Origin of the sequence: Specibacter sp. AOP5-B1-6 (assembly GCF_052376555.1) — a bacterium.
Taxonomy (GTDB): domain Bacteria; phylum Actinomycetota; class Actinomycetes; order Actinomycetales; family Micrococcaceae; genus Specibacter.
Window position 1 is genome coordinate 1 of sequence record NZ_JBQSVT010000029.1, and the last position, 20,990, is coordinate 20,990.

Annotated in this window: 15 protein-coding genes and 1 pseudogene; 2 read left to right on the plus strand and 14 right to left on the minus strand. The window is 60.8% G+C overall.

Going from position 1 to position 20,990, the window contains the following annotated elements; all coding sequences use genetic code 11:
- From ACT3TS_RS14020 to ACT3TS_RS14065, 10 genes and pseudogenes are all read right to left on the minus strand, one after another.
- Positions 1 to 884: pseudogene (locus tag ACT3TS_RS14020) on the minus strand (ISL3 family transposase); the annotation flags it as partial.
- Positions 885 to 1,095: 211 nt separating this feature from the next.
- On the minus strand, positions 1,096 to 4,119 hold the full coding sequence (locus ACT3TS_RS14025) for a bifunctional glycosyltransferase/CDP-glycerol:glycerophosphate glycerophosphotransferase (protein WP_444532128.1): 3,024 nt from the start codon (positions 4,117 to 4,119) through the stop codon (positions 1,096 to 1,098).
- Between the two features lie 134 nt (positions 4,120 to 4,253).
- Entirely contained in the window at positions 4,254 to 5,555 is a 1,302-nt protein-coding gene (gene wecC, locus ACT3TS_RS14030) for a UDP-N-acetyl-D-mannosamine dehydrogenase (protein ID WP_444532129.1), read from the minus strand.
- A complete protein-coding gene (locus tag ACT3TS_RS14035) occupies positions 5,536 to 7,437 on the minus strand; it encodes a glycosyltransferase family protein (protein ID WP_444532130.1) in 1,902 nt (633 codons plus the stop codon). Before ACT3TS_RS14035 ends, wecC begins: the two co-directional genes overlap by 20 nt.
- Positions 7,437 to 8,333: an ABC transporter ATP-binding protein gene (locus ACT3TS_RS14040; RefSeq protein ID WP_444532131.1), complete on the minus strand. Its 897-nt coding sequence runs from the start codon at positions 8,331 to 8,333 to the stop codon at positions 7,437 to 7,439. Before ACT3TS_RS14040 ends, ACT3TS_RS14035 begins: the two co-directional genes overlap by 1 nt.
- Entirely contained in the window at positions 8,320 to 9,207 is an 888-nt protein-coding gene (locus ACT3TS_RS14045) for an ABC transporter permease (protein ID WP_444532132.1), read from the minus strand. The genes ACT3TS_RS14040 and ACT3TS_RS14045 overlap by 14 nt, the downstream gene beginning before the upstream one ends.
- A complete protein-coding gene (locus ACT3TS_RS14050; protein ID WP_444532133.1) occupies positions 9,200 to 10,960 on the minus strand; it encodes a glycosyltransferase family 4 protein in 1,761 nt (586 codons plus the stop codon). Before ACT3TS_RS14050 ends, ACT3TS_RS14045 begins: the two co-directional genes overlap by 8 nt.
- The gene (locus ACT3TS_RS14055) at positions 10,960 to 12,255 is read right to left on the minus strand and encodes a glycosyltransferase family 4 protein (protein ID WP_444532134.1); all 1,296 of its coding nucleotides are present in this window, start codon (positions 12,253 to 12,255) and stop codon (positions 10,960 to 10,962) included. Before ACT3TS_RS14055 ends, ACT3TS_RS14050 begins: the two co-directional genes overlap by 1 nt.
- Positions 12,248 to 12,670, minus strand: a complete 423-nt coding sequence (locus tag ACT3TS_RS14060) for a hypothetical protein (RefSeq protein ID WP_444532135.1) — start codon at positions 12,668 to 12,670, stop codon at positions 12,248 to 12,250. The genes ACT3TS_RS14055 and ACT3TS_RS14060 overlap by 8 nt, the downstream gene beginning before the upstream one ends.
- A 147-nt stretch (positions 12,671 to 12,817) precedes the next feature.
- Positions 12,818 to 13,858, minus strand: coding sequence for an LCP family protein (locus tag ACT3TS_RS14065; RefSeq protein ID WP_444532136.1), 1,041 nt, complete (start codon positions 13,856 to 13,858; stop codon positions 12,818 to 12,820).
- Between the two features lie 197 nt (positions 13,859 to 14,055).
- Here ACT3TS_RS14065 and ACT3TS_RS14070 point away from each other — a divergent pair, with 197 nt between their 5' ends.
- On the plus strand, positions 14,056 to 14,511 hold the full coding sequence (locus tag ACT3TS_RS14070) for a DUF3515 domain-containing protein (protein ID WP_444532137.1): 456 nt from the start codon (positions 14,056 to 14,058) through the stop codon (positions 14,509 to 14,511).
- A gap of 28 nt (positions 14,512 to 14,539) precedes the next feature.
- Here ACT3TS_RS14070 and ACT3TS_RS14075 read toward each other — a convergent pair whose 3' ends face one another.
- Positions 14,540 to 15,625, minus strand: a complete 1,086-nt coding sequence (locus ACT3TS_RS14075; protein WP_444532138.1) for an SDR family oxidoreductase — start codon at positions 15,623 to 15,625, stop codon at positions 14,540 to 14,542.
- A gap of 276 nt (positions 15,626 to 15,901) precedes the next feature.
- Between ACT3TS_RS14075 and ACT3TS_RS14080 the strand changes: the two genes are divergently transcribed.
- Positions 15,902 to 16,126: a hypothetical protein gene (locus tag ACT3TS_RS14080; protein WP_444532139.1), complete on the plus strand. Its 225-nt coding sequence runs from the start codon at positions 15,902 to 15,904 to the stop codon at positions 16,124 to 16,126.
- 13 nt (positions 16,127 to 16,139) lie between these two features.
- Here the strand turns inward: ACT3TS_RS14080 and ACT3TS_RS14085 are convergent, their stop codons facing one another.
- From ACT3TS_RS14085 to ACT3TS_RS14095, 3 genes are all read right to left on the minus strand, one after another.
- On the minus strand, positions 16,140 to 17,318 hold the full coding sequence (locus ACT3TS_RS14085; protein ID WP_444532140.1) for a M23 family metallopeptidase: 1,179 nt from the start codon (positions 17,316 to 17,318) through the stop codon (positions 16,140 to 16,142).
- A 259-nt stretch (positions 17,319 to 17,577) separates the two neighbouring features.
- Entirely contained in the window at positions 17,578 to 18,726 is a 1,149-nt protein-coding gene (locus ACT3TS_RS14090) for a hypothetical protein (RefSeq protein WP_444532141.1), read from the minus strand.
- On the minus strand, positions 18,727 to 20,961 hold the full coding sequence (locus ACT3TS_RS14095; protein WP_444532142.1) for a glycosyltransferase: 2,235 nt from the start codon (positions 20,959 to 20,961) through the stop codon (positions 18,727 to 18,729).
- Positions 20,962 to 20,990: the final 29 nt, after the last annotated feature.

Genomic DNA, 20,990 nt, shown 5'->3' on the forward strand with positions numbered 1-20,990 from the left:
AGCAGTCCCTCACCGCCCTGCAAAGTACGCCAGGCCCTGTTGAGAGGGTCGCCGGGACGGCCACGGTGCCTGACATGGTTTGTTGAACCCGGCGCCGGCAGTTGTCCAGCGCGTCCCCAGCCATGACGAACAACGTGGAAAGGCTCCATGACCGGGACAGCTGCAGGCAGTTCCTCGGCGGCAGCGCCTTTGAAGCCGGAGAAGCCATCCATGGCGACAATCTCTGTCCCGTCCCGTCCCGCCACGCTTGCGGGCGTGCCTTCAACCAGGTAGCGAAGACCCGCTTGGAACGGCCCTCGACCATGTCCAGAAGGCGGGACCGGCCCGTCCTGTCGCGGGCCGGAGTCAGGTCGATGATCACAGTGACGTACTTGTCCCCGCGGCGGGTATGCCGCCAGACATGTTCATCAGCACCGATGATTTTCACCCCGTTGAAACGGACCCGGTCAACGATGAGCACACGCCACCCCTCGGCCAAAACTGCTTGGTTCGCCGTGTTCCATGAAGCGCCCAGTCCCTCGGCAACCCGGGCCACGGTGAGGTGTTGGCCGACGATGCCTTCCAGCGCCCAACGAAGTCCGCGGCGGGAGAATTTCGTTCTTGGGCAGGCAGCCTTCGACGTGTTTTGCCGCCACACATGCCCGCACACTGATCAGCAATGTGGTGGGCCGCCAACCGAAGGGTTCATGGACAAGCTGCCAGGTCACCGTGTCCCGCGGAATGCCCTCGCTGCCGCACTCCGAACCCCAAGGATCCGGTTCCGCAACACGGCAGGCAACCTCAGCACGATCACGAGTCAGGAACTGCCCCGTCGTTTCAAGACCAAGATCATTAAGGCGGCAGAAAGTAGTCAGGTCAGGGAGATGGAAGGTAGCGTTGTTCACGAGGGCCCTGCGGTAGAAAGATCAAGATCTAGACAGTCTGATTCTCGCGCAGGGCCCTCATCTCGAGCCAAACAGCGTGCCCGCTCCGGAATCAGAACGCCACCGCACCAACTACACCCTGGATTCTGAAGAGCCGGATACCGAGCAGTGACTCATATTAACCGAATCGAAGCCTGGCGCCGTAATAACTTTTTGTGACTGGATATCCTAATCATTCCATGACGAATAAATCTATTACTCTTTTCGAGGCGCCCCCATCATCTCTCGACCACAGCTCTTGCCGCGAGCTCATTGACCTAGTGGAGGACCGTGTCAGATGACTGAGTGACTCAACAACGCATTGACTATCGAGAAATGTCTCACCTAATCCGACCTGAGAGTGCGTTACATATAGACCACGTACATCCGACTGATAATCTTCCAAATCTGTCACAAGAAAAAATATCGGCTTATCAATTACCCCGTAATCAAACATTATTGATGAGTAGTCGGTAATGAGTGCATCCGACGCCAATATTAAATCATTTATTTCGGGATATTCACTTACGTCAATTGCATTTCCCCTTGGGAGAAATGCATTACTCCCAGAAACATTATGGTGCCCCCGTATCAGAAACACCGTACTGTCGTCTAGCACTTTCTTTGCGTCTTCAAAATCGACATAGCCAACCCATTGATGTGTGCCAGTCATATCCTTGGCGCTATCCCTCCACGTGGGAGCATATAGAACAGCCACCTGGTCATCTCTAATGCCCAGAAGTTTGCGGGTGGAGAGGGAAATTTGTTCCGCCCTATGGCTTGACAAGACATCGTTGCGAGGATAACCTTCAGTCAGTACGGGACCCTGGTACCCAAAAGCCTTAGGCAATATTTTACGCGAGTATTCATTCTGCGCCAAGAGCAAGTCCCAATAGTTTGCTTCTCGTTGCATGAGACGTCGATATGACGGTGATAGGTAACGCGTGGGGGCATCAAGGCCAATCTTCTTCATCGGCGTGCCGTGCCACGTCTGGAGGTAAAACTGACCCTCCGCTTTCCGGAAATAATAGGGAAAGTTGTTATTGTTAATCAAATAATGGGCACCGGAAACCATCTCGAACCAGTCTCTTGTGCCACGGATCAGCGGTTTCGCGTAGGATGGATAACTGACGGAAAAATCCTGAATTGACCAGTAAATCTCTTTGTCAGCATTCTGAGCATGCATTGCATCGGAAAGTGCCCTTGGGCTGTCCGTGCAAGATTTTCCTCCAAATGACTCGAACACAAGGTGATTCTGTATCTCTCGCTCACCGCGTGAAAATATCTCCTGTTGATGCCTTTGCCAGTATCGTCCGCGTTCCTTTTCATCAAGAGGTGCGGAAAAAACGATTGCAAAGCTTCCACTATTTAACCGGACTCGCACATGAGCATGTTGAAGCTGGTAGTCGAGAGGCATCGTCCACAGCAAGGCCTGAGACGCTCCCATGGGCTTCCCGATCGGAGTTGGGGAGACATTGTCATCCATTCGATGCCGCAGGGTATAGGCACCAGAGTGTGGTGCGTACACTTCTCGCCCCCAGAACGGCTGTGCGAGAGTGAATTCGTATCTAACTACGGTTCCACCAAGATCCCTAGTACTGATGGGATTTAGACGGTGGGTCTGGGTAGCAAGGTATAGCTGCGTCGCTGGCTGTCCATTGCCCCAATCTATACTCACGTAGAACTTCTCGGCCTCAAGATTGACGCTAAAGTCACAGACCCGTGGCACGTCAAGATCGCCGCAGGTGCCGTTTTTTGGGACAACAATCGTATGCTGCTCTTCAAATTCGTGTCCTGAAACAGACAGGCCAATGCTCACTTGGAGGATGTCACTTGATGCGGAATTGAGAAACGAGACTGGTACCGCAGAAGTGAACGCGGAGTTCGTGTGCGTTGCAAATGGGTCATTGGTATTCGCATCAATATTTTCATTGACCACGGGATCGACGGCCAACATTGTCCAGGGCCCTCCCGTCGTCTTGACGGAAACCCTCGTTGTACCAATCAGTTCTTGATCTCGGAGTCCCCGTATGAAACCGTAGCCCGACAGTTTTAGTTCGCCACTGGACGTCCAGCCCCGGACTGAAACATGTGTGTCAGTCTGCAGCAGGGCTGGATCACACTCCAGCACAGTGGCCTTGGAACATTCCGGCAGCAGGTTCCAGTAGTTCGGAATCGCATAGAATCGACCGTCATCCACCTCAAGCTGGTAGCCAGTCCCAACTTCCATGCGGTCAACAATGACTCTTTCCAACTCGTCCTTCATCCCGGATGCAGCCAAGCGCAGCATCACGCGCGCGTGGGGATCCAGTCTCTTGGAAAGTTTGGCCATACTGCTAACGTTCTCAACCATGAGCTCGCACAGTGAATTCACACCAACGCTCAGAACAGACCAATACGCATCATCGGCGTACGGGACCTCGCCGTAGTAAGGGACGAGGTCACTTCCAAAGAGCCGCACAAACCATTTCTCAATGACTTGTGGTGTTGACTCAGAAACCAGCAAAGTAGTCATGCGATTGGCCACCGACATGCGGTCGTCAATGTCCTTTTGCGCACGTTTGCCTTGGGTAATGGAACTTCCGTCGCTGCGCTGCCGCCAAAAATAGACGATCTCTTCGAGAACGTCAAAACTGCGCGCGCGAACGAATGCGCGCGCAGTAGTTTCCTGGTCCTCATACAATACGCCCTCGGGAATGGGGGCAACTTGGGCATCCCAGAAGCTCTTCTTGAATACCTTGTTCCACAGAAAAACATCATCCAGGATGTCCGGGAAGTCGTTGATGGATATGCCAGTACGCTCCTTGGCATGCATGTGTGACGAAATCTTGGTGCTCTGTAGCTTCTTTCCAATGAGTCGCATGGAAGAGCCTACGACGAAGTCCGAACCGGACGTTTTGATAGCCGTCATCATTAGCGCATACGCCCCAGGAGCAACAACATCGTCAGAGTCAGCGAAGGTCAGATACTCCCCCTTGGCCACATTTATACCAATGTTCCGGGCCCTACCGTTGCCACCATTTTCAAGCTGGATGACGGAGATTCGTTTATCGTACTTGGCAAAGCCGGCGACGATTTGCATCGACGCGTCTGTGGAACCATCATCAACGACGATGATTTCCAGATTCGTGTAGCTCTGCGAAATAACGCTAGTAAGGCATTCAGCAATGTATTCAGCCACGTTGTAGGCAGGAATGACGACGCTGAGTAAGCCCACATCGGACTCACCTCTGGACAGCATCCGAGCTAGGGCTAGGCGCTGGGCAGGGTGAACCGCGTTGCGTAGCTTGTTCTTGTATTTCCGAGGCAGGGCCCTGGCTGCCGCCTTGCGTAGCTTCGACATGGCCCGGGCTAGCTTGCCTGGCCGGCCACGTCCGTACGCCAAAAACCACGGGTGTCGACAACGTGCTTGCCAGCCAGTGACGCGGTATCAATTTTGCGGAATTTGTCGTGGTCCACCAGCAGGGCAACCACGTCAGCTGCAGCGATGGCGTCATTCGCCGTCACTGACGTGACGTTAGGGAATCCTTCAAGCTTCTTGGGCAGCACATTTGAATGCGGAGTCACAACCAAGATCTTGGCGTCCGGACGCTGAGTTGCGAGTTTGTGAACAATATCCACGGCTGGAGACTCACGCATGTCGTCGATGTTTGGCTTGAACGCAAGTCCGAGTGCGGCAATGGTTGGTGAATCCTGATCCGCTACGGGAGCAAGAATATCGTCCACAACATACTGCGGCTTCGAGTCATTGACTTCACGCGCTGCGCGAATCAAGCGGGCGTTCTCAGGATCGGCGGCAACGATAAACCATGGATCCACGGCGATGCAGTGGCCTCCGACGCCCGGGCCGGGCTGAAGGATGTTGACCCTGGGGTGGTGGTTGGCCAGTTCGATCAGTTCCCAGACGTCCACTCCAACATTCTTGCTGACAATGGAGAGCTCGTTGGCAAAGGCGATGTTGACGTCCCGGTAGGCGTTTTCCACCAGTTTGGACAGCTCGGCCGTGGTGGCGTCTGTTTCCAGGATTTCGCCCAGGCAAAAGACCTTGTACAGTGCAGTGGCCGCGGTGGCCGCACCTGGGTTCAGCCCACCAACGATGCGATCATTTGTCACTAGTTCGATCATGACCCGGCCGGGCAGCACACGCTCGGGGCAGTGGGCGAACAGGACGGCGGGGCGCCCTTCTGAACCATCCAGGCTCAGATCAGGACGTGCGTCCAGGATGACTTGGGCCATGCGGGCCGTGGTTTGCGGCGGGGAGGTGGATTCAAGGATGACGAGCTCGCCGCCGCGCAGCTGCGGCGCGATGGCGCGGGCGGCATCTTCGATGTAGCTCAGATCGGCAGTCTTGTCCGCGAGGAAAGGTGTGGGGACGGCAACGATGTACGCGTCAGCCTGGGGTGTTTCCTTCTGCGCGTGCAGGAAGCCCTGCGCCACTGCGCCGGCGACGTTGATGCCAAGATCGGGCTCAACGAATGGTACTTCGCCGCGGTTGACCGCATCAACGGTGGTTGCTGAAACATCAACGCCAATGACCTTGACGCCGTTGCCTGCCAAGATGGCGGCAGTGGGCAGGCCGATGTAGCCCAAGCCAATGACGGCCACAGTTTCAATGCCAACTGCGGCTGCTGCTTTAAATGTCGGTGTGTTCATTGGGATCCCCATAGAATTTTAGGTCGCCGGATGCCAGCAACTCGGCGTCTTCCACTTGCCAGGTGTGGCCGTCACCGGCACGCACCTGGTAAAAATTGAACCGGTCGGCAGAATAGATCTGCATGCCGGATGTTCCTGCATTGCGCAAAAATCCCGTGTCCTCCCCCAGTCCGAGAGCCGGGAAGGGATTGGCAACAAATACTTCCTTGCGGGCCATGATGGTGGGCCCCATGACAAAGTCCGTGTATCTGTGTTCCTTGTGACCGAAACGCAGGATCGTGGCCTTGGACGCCGCAAGGTGCATGTAATGCGCCTGCTTGCCCACAACCTCAGCACGCGAATACTCCATGGCAAACAGCTGGTCCGAGAGGTACTCGCTCCCGTAATGGTCGTCGTCGTCCATCTTTGCCAGGACGTCACCGTCAGCGGCGGCCACGCAGCGGTTCAGGCACTCCCCCAGGGAAATGTCCCTGCCGGCAGTCAACAAAGCCACGTCAGCGACTCCGTAGCGCTCTTGCAAGCGGTGCAGTTCCTCCAAAGCCAGTTCAAAGCCGTGCGTCAGCAGCACGAGCTGGGTGGAAATTCCCTTTTGTGCTGCGACGGTGCGAAACACGTTTTCCACCTGCTGCGGCCGGATGGTGGGGACGAGCGCAGATGCCGTGGGCCGTCGCATGCCTGAGGTCCTGCCGGGGAGTGCCCGTGCCAGCACGGAGTCCACACGGTGGGCGTAGGTGTGTTCCGCCCAGATCCGGCGCTGGGCCAGGTGGGCCGTCCTGTCGTTGAGTTCGGCATTCTTCACCAGCGCCCGGCTCAGGTTGGCCGCGGCAGTGCGGGTGTCGGCAACCGGGACTTCGTTCTCGGTGAAGAAGTTCCTGATGGCCGCGCTGGGCGCACTGATGACGGGCGTCCCGGCTGCTGAGATCTCAAAGATGCGCCGGGCACACATGCTGGCGGAGTCCACGACCGAGTTCACGTTCAGGAAGACTTTGTAGGCCTTGTACGCGGAGAGCATCTGCGGATACGTCAGTGACCCGACTACGCGGGTGTCCAGCGGCGCCGGGAATTGGTAGTCCGGGTTGCCGCCAAGCTGCCGGGAGAAAATCTCCAGCCCAGTGTCCATCTTGCTGGAGGCGTCCATGACAGCGTTGAGCAGGAGGTCCATTTGTTCGCGGCGTTCGGGGTACTTGTGTGCGAAGTACATGCCGCCAAAGGCCACGTCGCGCTTGTGCCAGCCTTTCGCTGGGCGGACGGGATTGTGGACAGCCGGCTGGGCCGCGAAGGGCAGCACGCCGATGCGGTCGTGGCCAAGATCGGCGCGGTAGCTTTCGATGCGTCCCTCGTCGGAGGTGAAGACAACATCGAAAAGCCGCGCGGCGGGCAGGAAATCGTCGTAGTGCGGTGGGTCTTCCTTGTTCCAGAAAACGGAGGGGATGGCTTTGGCTTTGCAGGCGGCGAGCATGTCGGTGAACTGTTGCGCCGGACCGCCGTCGCCGCCAATCTTGCCGCGCCACAGCCTATCATTGCCCGCCCAGGCGGATTCAATGAATACCAGGTCCAGGCCGTCCAATTGCTGGGACCAGGACTCCGGGTCCAGTGCCACTGCGTTCCATTCGAAGCGGAAGGCCATGGCTGAAAAATCGTCCAGAATGACGCCGACCTTGAGGTCGCTTCGGCGTGCTTCACCGGCAGGCAGGTTTGCCGGCGTGAAGGAGAGGTGGCGTTTCCGGCCTCTGCCGACCCAGCCGGCTTCGACTCCCTGGACACTGGTGGGTGCGGCAAAACCTAGGTCCACGCGGCGGCGGTTCTGCCACTCTTTCAGCTGGTCCGGTCCTCCGGATCGCAAATGCCACAGGGCGGTCTTGGCCTCGTCGACTGAATACATCAGGACATCACCGTATTTTGGCGCCCGAGATCTCCGGACTTGATGATGTTGGACATCTCAAGGGACGTCCGCACCTCTGACAGGAGTTTGTGTGCCGAAATATTGTTGCCCTTGGCGAGCAACTTGGTGAACTCCATGTACTTCTTCGTGACTTCCTTGGGGTCGCCATCCATGATGAGGTCCCCCTTGTCCAGCCACACCACGCGCCCGGTCATGTCCTTGATGGTGGTCAGGCTGTGGCTGACCAGCAGCACGCAACCGGCCTTGTCACGCAGCTCGTCCATGCGACGCTTGCTGCGGGCGGCGAATTGCGCGTCACCGGTGTTCAAGGCCTCATCAACGAGCAGGATCTCCGGGTTGCCGCAGGCGGCAATGGCGAATCGGAGCCGGGATCCCATGCCTGATGAATAGGACTTCATGGGCAGGTGGATGGACTTTTCAAGGCCCGAGACTTCAACGATTTCATCGAAGCGTTCGTCGATCTCATCCCGGTCCAATCCCATGGCCAGGCAGCCCAGGACAATGTTTTGGTCGCCTGAGAGTTCAGGCACCAGCGCAGCATTGACGCCGAGCATGATGGGCGTGCTTGAGGCGTGGATGGCCCCGCTGGTGGGCCGAACCTGGCCACTGACCAGCTTCATCAGGGTGCTCTTGCCCGATCCATTGCGGCCAATGACGCCGACCGACTCGCCGCGTCGGACCACCAGTGACAGCTCGTTGAGGGCGTTGACCGTGACGGTGTTGGGATTGGGTTTGAGGCGCCGCAGGAACTTCCAGCCAAGGCTGGGCGTCTTGGCCTTCTCTTCGGTGGAGATGACGCGGTACTTCATGGCCACACTGTTTGCAACCACACAGGGGTCAGCCAACAGTGCTTCGAGAAACTTATCCCCGGACATATGATTCCTCTGCTCGCCAGAAAAAGAGCATGCCCACGACAAGCGCAATGGACGCCCAGGCCGTGAGCGTGGCCCACGACTCCCACGTGGGAGTGACCCCGTACAGAACCGAATCACGAGTGATATCAATGATGATGAACATGGGGTTGAGTTCCATGACCTTCAGAATGACCGGGTGGTCCTTGAACCGGTCAAGTGAATAAAAAACAGCTGATAAGTACATGACAAACCGCAGCATAAACGGCAGCAGGTGCGTGACATCGTTAACTTTGGATATCATTCTTGCCAGTATCAGCCCCACACCCAGGTTGAATGAAAACTGCAGAGCAAGAACCGGAAACAGCAACAACCACCGCCAGCTAATGGGCTCGACTGGCGGGACCAACAAAATAATCAACAGCATGGCGATGAACATGGGAATCTTGGCGAGCAATTCGCGCAGATTGACGCCGATGGGAAGGGCCGCACGAGGGAAACTGAACCCTTGTACCAGTGACTTGTTTTGCTGCAGCGAACGGGCACCGCTCATGATGGCGCCCGACGTTATTTGGAACATGAAGACACCGATGACCAGGTATCCGATGAAGTTGGGGATCCCCTTGCTGGTGTTGAGCAGCAGGCCGAACACCAAGAAGTAGGTCAGTCCATTGAAGACGGGGTTCAGGATGAGCCATGCGCTGCCAAGTTTGTCGCGGTGTGTGCTGCTCTGCACCCTGGCACGGGCGTCATAGTAGATGAACTGGCGAAAATCCCACAGCTGGACAAGGTAATCCAGGAACGGCGGGCGTGCCCCCACCCTCTTGAGCTTGCTGAGATCAACAGGCACGTCATGAACGGCGGCAGGCTTGGGCAGCTCCGCAACAGCTTCAGTCATGCGTGCCACTCCGGCTATCCAACGACAATTCAACAACTTTCTTGTATGCCGCGCTGTAGGCGGCAGCATTGGCCGCCCAGGTGCGCGTTTCCAAAACACGGTTGCGGCCGGCCAGGCCGAGTTGGTTCCTTAACTCTTGATCCAACAACAGCCCAGACAAAACCTTGGCCAAGTCCGCCGGATTGTCCGCCGCACTTAGCCTCCCGTTAACATTTTCTTCTATGATCTCACGGAGCGCGGGCAGATTGCTCGCCACAACGGGCCGCGCACTGGCCAATGCTTCCACCGGCTTCAACGGCGTGACGGCCCGGGTGACGGCCAAATCCTTCCGGGGTACCACAAAAATATCAAGCGCTGCATGGTAAAGAGGGGTGGACTCGCGGGGAACCCGGCCGGTAAAAATGACCTTCCCGTCCAGCGCCAACCGCTTCACCTGCTCCTGCAGTGCGGGCCGCGATGTGCCGTTTCCCACAATCAAGAGGCGTAACTTGGGAAAGCCCGGCGCCAAGATGGCAAAGGCGTCCACCAGGTGGTCCATGCCTTCATAAGCCACCAATGAGCTGACGGTGCCGATGTAGTTGAGTTCCGGGTCCAAGCCGAGTGCAGTCCTGGCACGCTCATGGGTCGGGGGAGCCTCGAGGAACTCTCCGCCCACGGCGTTTGGTGCGAGCAGCACCTTGTCGGCAGGAATCCCGGCCGCAACGATGCTGTCCTTCATGGTCTCGCCCAGTGTGAACACCTGGTCCGCGGAGTTCATGACACTGGCCTCGCATGCCTGGAACGCGAGGTAACGCTGGCTTTCCTTGGCTTCCTCGCCACGGGTGGATGCCCAGGTGTCGGCCAGCTGGCCGCGGACCTCGTAAACCCAGGGGATGCCGAGCGCCCGGGCCACGGCGCCAACAACGAGTCCGTTGGCGAAGTGGGTGGTGGTGTGCAGTACCTGGGGCCGGAATTCCAGCGCCACGCGCAGCAATTCTTCAGCTTCCTGCTGCATTCTCGCATCGGCGGTGGCATCCATGCGGGACGGCAGCAGCCGCTCATAGGTGATTCCGTCAACAACGTCCTGCCCGGCGGCGAGGACCTTGCCCACCTGGACCGGGTAGCCGAGCCGTGTCACGGCAAGCACGTCCCAGCCGGCATCCCGCTGCGCCGCCAGGATGGAGTGGCTCCGCTGGGCGTAGCCGCTGCTGGTGTGCGGCAGGGAATTCGTCAGAAAGTGCAGCACCCGTCCAGGGACCGGGGTCATGGGTGTCGGAGGGAGCCCCGGGGTCCAGCCGCTGAACGTGCGCAGTTCCCCTGCCAGCCGGTCGTGATGCCTGCCCAGGGCTCCCCGCTGGGAGGAGAGGGCGACCACGGCAGCCGACATGTCGCCGTCGTACCAGTTGCGCCGGGCCAGGGTGGCAGGCAGGCGCGTGCTGCCGGCAGCGGCGGGCAGGAACGCGTCAGCCCACTCCGGCTGCCCGGCAGCCAACGCGACATCGGCGGCTAGCCGTGCCTGGTTGCCGGCCACTCCGTCAGTCCGGGCCTTGTCAAAGCGCCGTTCGAGGCCGGCGGTATCGCCGGCAACGTAGGAAGCAATCAGGGCCGCCGGGGCTGCCGATGCGGGCATGGCCCGGCACACGGCCTTGGCCGCAGGCTGCACGAAGCGGGCAGGCAGGCGCCGGGAAAGTTGCAGGACCAGCACCACGGGATCATCTGAGATGTGCCGGGCTGCCGTGGAGGCAGCCAGCACGACATTTTTCAACAACCGCACTAAACAGCACTCTTTTCCCGGACAAGCGCGGCAATGGTGTCCATGTATTTTTGTGCCAGCATCGGGTAGTTGGCGTGTTCGCGCACCCAGTCGCGGCCCGTGGTGCCGGTGTGCAGGCGTGTCCTGTCGGCAGCCAGTTCTCGCCACAGAGCGGCAACGGCCTCGGGGTTCCATGCCACGACGTCGCCGCATTCGGCGTCCTTGACGATGCGTGCGGCCTCGCCTCGGACTACTGCCGTCACGTGCCGGCCGATTGACATGACCTCATAGGTTTTCGACGGCACGGTGGCCTCAAAGGATTTCCAGTCGTCACGCAGGGAGACGATGCACGTGTCCGCCTGCTTGTAGCGGTCAAGCACGTCCGAGCCCTGCAGGGACGGGTGGAAGGTGACGGGTGCGTTGAGCTCCTGCGCCAGTTCCATCAGGCCGGGGCGCTGGCTGCCGTGGCCCACCATATGCAGGCGCATGGAATCCCCCACCAGGGCGCTGGCACGAATGACAACATCGAGGCGCTGGCTTTCGCCGTGGTTGCCCAGGTACAGGGCTTCGAAGGTGTCGGAGTCCACGGCGGGCGGGTCAAACACAGGCACGGAGTCCAGGTCCAGGCCATTGCTAACCGTGACCACGTTCTTCACGCCGCGGGCCCGCAGGGTTTCCGCAAAGCCTTCGGTGACGGACACGACCAGGTCGGCGCGCTTCTGGATGGCTTCCACCACGCGTTCCACAATGCTTTTGACGCTGCCCTTGACAATGCGGGCGTCGCGGGCCAGATCCGGCCAGGCGTCGCGCATTTCAACGATCAAAGGCACGCGCCGCAGCTTCGCCACGACGTAGCCGGCCACCATGATGGGCAGGCTGGGCGCGGTGACAATGACGACGTCGGCCTTGCGCCACATCAGGCCGGCCGGGATGGACATGGCGGCGGAGATCAGCTGGTCCAGGAGTCGGGCCACATGGGAGTTTCCGCTGTGCGGGATGTAGGGGACGCGTTTGATGCGCTCCCCCAGCGGGCCTTTTTGGCCGCGGAACGGCCTGCCTGCCTCGCTGACGGGAAGGCTGCGCCGGCCTTCAGGGAAGTGGGCGACGGGGGTGACAACATCCACGTCCCACCCCGACTTCCGGAATTCACGGATGAGTGTTGTCCAGCGGCGCTGTGGCGGACTGTTCTCCGGCCAGTACGAGTGGATCATGAGCATGATGCGCAGTTGCTTACCGGGGGCACCGGAGCTGCCGCCGTGATCGTGCGCCCGTGGTCCCGTCAGACTGCTCTTGAGCGACTGAAACTTTTCAAGCACCGTCTGGCTGCTTCCCGTTCCCTGCAGCGGCAGTTGCCGCGGGTTCCTCGGCAGGCTTTTTGGCGGGTGCCCGTCGGCCGGAGTGACTCATCAGCCGGAAATATCCGACGCCGAGAATCACCAGCACCGCGATGGTGGCCAGCTGCACGCCCAGGGGGCTGCCCTTCGGCGCCTTGGGCGTGGCTGCGACCTTCTTGGCTGCCACCGTGCCCTCCTGTGCCACGTTCTGATTGACCGTTGGCGCGGGCTTTGGCGCGGGCTGAACTTGTTGCGTCGTCTGGACCACGGCCGTGTCGCCGACGCCGTGTGCGGGCTGCGCTTGGGCGGCGCCGCCCAAGAGAATGCTCCACAGGGCAGCCAGCATGACAGCGGCAATGGCCGCCGCAATCCATCGGCGGGTGAGCGTGTGGCCCAATATTTCCCCTTAAGTACAACCATCCCGGCCGTGAGAAAGCCAAGAGAAGTGCGAGTGTATGACCGCTGGAACCCGGCGAGACACAAACCGAATAGTCCAAACACGTTATTATCTCATATTCCGGCGCGCCCCCGGCCGGAGAGCCGATCAGCCCGGCTCGTGGTCCGCAAGGTATGACGCAAGCGAATCGTTGGTGAGCGCCTCCGAGATAGCCGAGATGGCGGCGTCGTCCTTCACCACGATCGACTGGCCGTCGGCACTGGTTCCGGTGCCGAGGTTAGGCAGCGTAAAGGACTTTACATCCGAACCGCGGACGTCCCGCAGGCTGACAGCGAGACTGCCGAGCACGCCCGCGTCCAGGTCCTCATCGACCGTAAGATACGGGGAAACCTTGCCGACAAGATCGTTGATTTTGACCGGATTGGCCAGCGTGGCGGGAGTGAGTGCGGTGTTCATGACCGACTTCAGGAAGATCTGCTGATTGCGCACGCGCTGGTAGTCCCCGTCCGCGAAGGCGTAGCGCTCACGCACAAAGCCAAGGGCCTGATCGCCGTTCAACATTTGGGGGCCGGCGGCAAAGTTGAACTCGTCGTCGGCAGTGGTGAACGCCACAGGAACGTCGACGTTTACGCCGCCCAGCGAATCGGTAATGGCCTTGAATCCCTCAAAGTCCACAATCGCCACATGGTCGAGGCGGTTGTGGAAGAGCCCCTCAAGGGTTTCCACCACCAGCGGGACGCCTCCGTTGGCCATGGCGGCGTTGATCTTGGCTTCGCCGACGCCGGGGATGTCCACCCAGGTGTCACGCATGATCGACATCATGACGATGTTCTTGCGGTCCCCGGGGATGTGCACCCACATCATGGTGTCCGAGCGCTGGTCCGACGCCTGGCCCTCGCCGGCCATGTCCACGGAGTCTCCGCGGCTGTCGCTGCCCAGCAGCAGGATGTTCATGGCTCCCGAGTCCGACTTGGCCGGCCGGGATGCATCGTCCGGGAACGCGTCGGCGATCTTTTCCGTCTTGCTGTCGTAGCTGTGGGCAAGGTTGGCCACGAAGACGGTGCCAACAATCGCGGCGACCACGACGAGCCCGAGGAGCACCAACAAAACGTTGCGCCCGGTCTTGCGCTTTCGCCGGGTTCCGGCGGGCGGGGCGGCAGGCCGGTCTGGATCGAGTTCATGAATCATGGACGTTATCCTTGCATGCGATGCTGGGTGCTTGCGGGACCAGTGGGTGTTTGCGCGGCTTTTGGCTTGGTTCGGTGATGGAGATCACCAGCTCTTCCGGGCGCTGCCTCGGGCGGTGTCTGCCCTTCAAGGTTGGGCGTTCTGTGGCCCGGCCCACCCAACGGCTCCTTCACAGTTTCAGCCGATAAGCTGTGGACATGCCTTTGATTTCTCGTTCCTGGCGGATCGCTGTGCCCTGTGCTGCCGCTGCCCTATTAGTTCTGACCGCCTGTGCACCATCGGTGACCGTTACCGAGGCTGACGACGCCAACAATCCGGCCTGCGCCCCGATGATGGTGGCCCTGCCGGACTCCCTTGCCGGTTCCCAACGCCGAACCACCACCAGCCAGGCCACCGCCGCCTGGGGCGATCCCTCCCTTGTGGTCCTGCGTTGCGGCGTTGTGGTGCCCGGCCCCACCACCGACAAATGCGTGACCGTCAATGGTGTGGACTGGGTCCTCAAGGACAACGATTCCACCTGGACCATCACCACCTATGGCCGCACCCCCGCCACCGAGCTGGTGCTGGAAACAAACAAGATCCCGTCCGACACCGTATTGACGGAAATCTCCGCCGCCGTGGCCAAGATCCCGGCGACCGGCGGTTGCTTGTAATCCGAGCGAGCTACTCCTTCGGTCGCGGTCAGGCGGGAATGATCCGTTCCGCGCGAAGTGTGTCGAATAAAGCTGCGAACGAGGCGAGCGTGTCGGCGTAGCCGGTGAACCCGGCATTGCGGCTGCGGCTCATGTCGGTGAAGCACTCAACGGGGCGGTTGAGGTCGCTGTCGGTGTGCCACCAGGACGCCACTCGGGAGAGGTCAGCTTCGGCGAGGCCCTCGCGTTCCACCAGCTGGCGCCATGCATCTGCCTTGCCGGCCATCTGCTCTTCCAGGGGACGCGCCCGTTCGCTGAAGCCCTCGGGTTCCACGCCGAGAAGTTCCGCAATCCGTGGCCACATCCAGCGCCACCGGAAGACATCGCCGTTCGCTGTGTTGTAAGCCTGGCTCGGCAAGCCCGGGGTGGTGGCCGCCCAGACCATCTGGCGGGCCAACAGGCCACTGTCGGTCACGTCCGTGACGCCATTCCACTGCACCTCATTGCCGGGGAAGACAAAGGGCGTGCCCTCCGCGCGGGACAGTGCTGCCTGGGCTGCGAGGGTCTGGCCAAGATTCATGGCGTTGCCGATGGCATGTCCGATCATGGTGTGCGAACGGTGCACGCTCCACCCGAAATTGTAGAGATCGGCGGCCCGCCACAGCTCGTCTTCCTGGGCATAGTAGAAATTCGGTGCATCCAGCCGGGGCTCGTCCTCGTGGAACGGGGTGTCCCGTGTTGAGCCCGTGCCGTACGCCTCGAATGGTCCGAGGTAGTGCTTGAGTCCGGTCACCAGGGCCACATGCTCCAGCTTCCCGGACGGACCGACGGCGTCCAGGACATTGCGGACCATGCCGGCGTTGACGGAGATGTTTTCGGCTTCGGTGGGCATCCGGCTCCAGGCCGTGAAGTACACGTGGGTGGGATTCAGTCCTGCCAGTGCGGTCTGCACGGACTGCAGGTCGGTCAAGTCCGCCCGCACCGACTCGATGCCGGCTTGGGGAGAAGCCTCACGCCGGGACAGGCTGATGGTCCGCCATCCCTGGGCAACGAGTTCCCTGGTGAGCGCACTGCCTGAGATTCCTGTCCCGCCGACGACCAGCGCTATTCCCTGAGGGTCAATTGGTGCCTTCATCGAAGATCTCCTTGCTAATCCACCCGCCTGTCTGGTGTGCGGGTTGTTGTCCTGGCCAAGCGGGCGTCCGGCCGGGTCTTCAAAGAATAAACGTTGACGTTGACGTTAAGGTCAAAACCGAGGCTTCCTGCCCGACAACCATGAGCGCCCTCACACCGTTTTCCGCACGCGGCGGGCACTCGGTAAACTTTGACGAGCACGTCAATGTTGTTCTCTATCGGGTGGTGGATCTGGGCATGAAAATTGGTGAATTGGCGTCCCGTTCAGGTGGAGCAGGTGCGCGATCTTCTTGCGGCCGGGCTGTCCACACGCGTCATCCGCGTCGTGGTGCCTTGCTTTGACGGTTCCGGGCCGGCGCTGCGGCCTCAGGTGGACAAGGAGCTTGCGGACAATCTGGCACGTGAGGTGGATCAGATGGGAGCCCGCATCGATGCCCTGACCCGCAACCGTGATGCCGTCCGCAGCTTCCTTCGAACCGCGACCCCCGCCGCGCCGGACTGAGTGCCCGCCTCAACTACGGGAAGTCCACAATCGCCAGGTTGAGCGGCAGTTCATTGGTCCGTGATTCCGGGCTCGGCAGCTTGCCCTGCAGGAACGTCCCACTCAGGTAGTCGTCCGCATCCGCGATCTGCTGCGGGGCGACCTGTCCGTCGTAGTGAAAGCTTTTCAGCGCATAAGGCAACGAATCCGCCTCGAGCAGGCTCGGTCCGTCCATCAGCTGAAAATGCAGATGTGAAGCATTGGCATTGCCGGTGTTTCCGAGTTTTCCGATCACCTGGCCTTCGGTCACCTTGTCGCCGGGCTTAACCGCGACCGAACCGGAGATCATGTGGGCGTACATTGCGAACACACCGCCTCCCAGATCTAGCACAACGTGATTGCCATCGACATTCTTGACAGTCAATTTCGCTGCCAATGCCGGGTTGCTGGCGGGCAGGACGCCCGGCGCATTCGCCTCCATGCCGTCGAGGATCGACACCACCGTCGCGTCGCCCACGGCGAGGATCTCCGAGCCGTAGTCGGCGTAGCTCTCATTGCTTGTCTTGTCGCCGGTGTAGAACTCGCCTTGGTCATTGGTCCGCTTCCAATCGATTGCGAAGCGCTGACTGTTGTTTAGTTTGCCGTTGACCGACATCACCGAACTGCGATGCGGGAAACCAGGCTCGCAGCAACCGTTGAGGGCAATCCAGTTGTCACCCTTCACGGGCGGCGAGATGACCGGCAAGGTCTGGGTGGAGAGAGCGAGCGGTGTGCTCAGATAGTCGACCGGACCCGGCGTGCCGAACGCCGGGGAGGCAGCACCGGCCCCGGAGACGTGGTGGAGCAGAACTTTCGGGGCCTGCTCCAGCGAATCCAGGGTGAAGTCAATGAACAGCACCCGGCTCTCCTGCGGCGGGATCTCTGCATTGTCGATGACGCTCGCTGGCAAGCCACGCAGTCGATTGCAGTTGCCGAAAGTGCACGTCGGGTCGATGAGCGCCGTTCCGGTGAAGCTGGCGAGAATCTTTTTCGGATCCGTCCCGTCGACGACGTCGATCTTGCCCAAAGTGGCCGGCACCTTCGTGGCGTTGGTCAGCTGCAGATCATAGACAACGTGGTACTTGCCGTCCGTGCCGCGGAACGGCAGCGGAGGCTCCCCGATCGGGTTGATCGTGATCGCGGTGAACGCATCCGGAACCGTCACGTCGGCCACGGAACTGGCTGGAGGCGACGCAGTTGTGGTGGGTGGCGAGTCTGTGTCAGAGTCCGACGTGCACCCGGTCGCAACAAGGGCGATTGCGGCTGCGAGCGAAACAAAAAGAATGGGCACACGGCGACTTCTCACCTGGGGCTCGCTTTCGTCAGTTGGAAGAAACGTACCACGTGGCACCGCACCTTCGCACCCATTTTTCGCACCAAGATAACTTCCTTGCACCCTGCCGAAAAGCAGGGGTCAACCCGGTCGCCGGGGATCAGCCCAAAAGCGCTGCCACCTGCGCAAACTCGCGGAAGTCGTGGGAGCCGTACGGTTCAACACCGGCCAGGAGCAGCTTCCGGTACATTCCGGATTGCAGGCTGCGGTCATGGCCCTGATAGAAATTGGCATTGACCCTGCCGAAGAAGTTCAACGTCAGCTTGTCCACCAACTGCCTTGCGGCGTCCGGGATGGGCTCCGTGTACAGCTTCTGGACGATCCCGGCGCCGAGGTGCTTCATGAGGTACAGGGACAGGAAGTCCGCAGCGAGGCTCGAGCCCCAGTTGAGAATCGGCCGGGCGGGAAGACTCGCGGCTGCGGGGGCCACGGCGTTTCCTGCGTGGGCGCCGGCGGCCAGAAGCAGCAGCTGCTTGCGATAGGCCTTTTCCTCGCCCGGATTCGCCACGGATTTCAGGATGTCCGCCACCAGTGTTGGGTGGTGGTTGAGGGCGTATTGTGCCGTGGCCACTTCCGTCAGGCCCAGCACCGGATTGAAAATGGGCATTTCCGTGACGGCTTCGAGGGTGGAGCCGACGGGTTGCGTTTGCCCGTCAAAACGGAAGTATTTGGGCCGGGCCTCCGTCACGGTGCCAAACGACAGGGTGCCAAGTCCCAGGGAATCCCGCAACAGCACGTTCGCGGCAGCCATGAAGCTCCAGGACTTTCGGTTCAAGCCAATGTCCACCAGGTTGGTGCCGACCACATGCGAATCAAAAGTGTTGAACATGGCCCGTTCCCGGGCGAATCGTCCGCCGAAGTCCAGGGACAGCAGCGCCGTGTCCGCCGGCAGCAAGTCCCGGGCCATGAGCGAATCAAATCCGCCGGAAAAGGCCAGCCCGACCCGTGACGCGGCCGGATGGCGGGCTTCCTTCCCCACCCTGGCTGAGTTCACCGCACAGCGGCAGTGTGCCGCCAGTGCCTCCAGCGTCCGTGCCGAGACGGGAAAGTCAAAGTCCACGCCCGCAGTGCCCCGTCCCAGCAGCAGCCCAACAGTGGCGGCGATGGAATCGAAACTGGGGATCCCGGCGTCGTGCATGTCAAAGAAGAGGTTCTTCACGCCGTGGGAGGTGCCGATGTCCAGGCTCAGCCGGCCGCCGGCGGAAAAGCCCGGTTCACTGACGGAAACCACAGCGGCTGCCCCTGCCATCTATGCCGAACCCTGGTCGCGGACGGCCGCCCATTCCCGGTGGATGCTGCTGACGGTCTTCAGCGCCGCCGAGCCGTTGCCGACGGGAGATTTGTAGGCAAGCTCGCGTTGGCTCAGCGAACTGCCCTCATCCACCAGCCCCCAAATCTTGGAGCCGGACCCCACGTAGTCCGAATACTTCGACGGCAGGAACGGGTTGATGGGCAGCTCCGCGCCGCGCTCAACGTCGTTGACGACCAGCACGTCGAAGCGGGTGGAGATGTTCAGGAACTCCAGGTACGGCAGATACCTCTGGAACAGCACGTTGCCGGCCAGGCCCATCCGCTTCACCTTGGCGCCAAACTCCTTCTTCCGGTCCGTGAACACATGCAGGCGCACCTGCCGGCGGACGTCCATGGGGGCGTTGACCAATGCCGTCAGGACGTCGTCGAGACCGCGGTTGTCGTAAAAGGCGCCGAAGTAGCCGATGTTCAGCACATGCGGTGAGAGCTGGTAGCCCGACGGAACCACGGTGTAGCTGCGCTGGGGCGGGACGGGGTGAAAGCGGACCGTGGCCTTGTCCAGGACGCGGCGGCGCAGCTTCTTGCTGGCGATCCTCGACACCATGTAGTCGCGCTGGTTGTGGTTGGTGAAAATGATCTCGTCGGCGAGGACATACGTGACGTACTCACACCATTCAAAGAGGTTGTCCGTCGCCGGCACCGGGAACCCGGCGGCACGGACGCCGCGGGCAAACTCCTGGAACAGCTCGTCCCGCACCAGGTTGCCCTTGCGCGGGCGGCCTTCGGCATCAGCGCTGACGGGGTCGGAGAACTCCGCCGTCCACACCACTGCCGGGTGGCTGAGCTTGAAATTGGCGGCCAGGAAATGCGAGCCGGTCCACAGCACCCGGCTGTACAGGGTGCGGTACCCGCCAACCCGGGCGTCCTGGCGGTTGGCCGCCGCCGATCCCTTGGTGACGAATTCCGAGATCTTTTCCCAGCCGGCGAACGACGGGGGCGCATCGATGACGACGGAGTTTTCCACGTAGCGTCCGGCGATCGTGGTCAGGCTGGAGTCCTTGCGGCGCACGCCGTCCATGTCGTTGGAGATGACGTCCACAATGTTGCCGCGTTCCACAATGGCCTTGGCCGCAACCACGGCGCTGGTGTCCGAGTAGGGGGCGAAGCAGTAACTGACCACCAGGTCGCGGGCCTTGCCCTTGTTGATTTGCTGCCAGGGGAAGTCCCGAACCGGGGAGGACTCGACGGCTGCGTGGATGGCGTCCAGCTGTTCCGGGTGGGCGTCCAGGTACCGGCCGATGAAGCCTGCCTGCGAGCGCATGAGCCCCTGCAGGAGCTGGTCATTGGCGGACAGGTCCCACGGCCTGCCCTGTTCCAGGACGGCCATGACCTCCAAGCGCTGGGTGACGGCGAAATCAAAGGTGAGGTCCTGGCGGGAGATGGAATCGTCCCGGAGCACGCGGAAGTAGGCTCCATCCGTGTCTGTGGTTCCGACCCGGGCCTTGAACTCCTGGGACACGGCAACGGAGGCCATGAAGCAGATGTCTTCGCCGCTGCGGAGTCCGCCGTCGTAGCGGATCCGGGACAGCGCTGCGGTGGGGATGAGCTTGCAGGCGTTGAATCCGAGCAGCGGCGGCAGCGTGGTGAGCGGGAAGTCTCCCCCGGCCTTGGCGGTGATGTATCCGTTCAGGGGGTTCTGCTCGGCCCAGGTGCCGTCCGCTTCGACGTTGATGATGGGGCTGATGCCAATGGTGTCCGGTCCGGCAACGGCCAGCATGCGTTCCAGGAATTCGGGGCCAACATAGTCGTCGTCGTCCACGAAGGTGGTGAAGGCGTGGGCCGCCAGCGAGATGCCGAGGTTGCGGGCGGCTCCGGCACTGGGTGTGGCTTGGTGGATGATGCGCAGCTGGTGTTGGGGATGTTTTTTCTTCCAGACCTTCAGTACTTCCAGGGAACCGTCCTTCACGCCGTTAACCACAACGATGACCTCGAAGAGGTGTGGCGGCAGTGTCTGCGCGCCCAGGGAGTTCAGGCAGGCGGGCAGGTGGTCTTCGCCCTTGTAGGACGGGACGATGACGGAGACCCCGGGCAGGCAGCCGCCGTGTTCCGCCGGCACCCCGCGTCCGGCAAGGCTTTCCCTCAGCTTGGCCATTTCTGCATGTCTGGCGTCGCTGTCCATGAGCATGCGGGCACCAAAGTCAGCATCCTGTTGGTGGGCTGTGCGGCTCTTCATTGCGGTGTCCTTCATGGGTGTCTGCATGG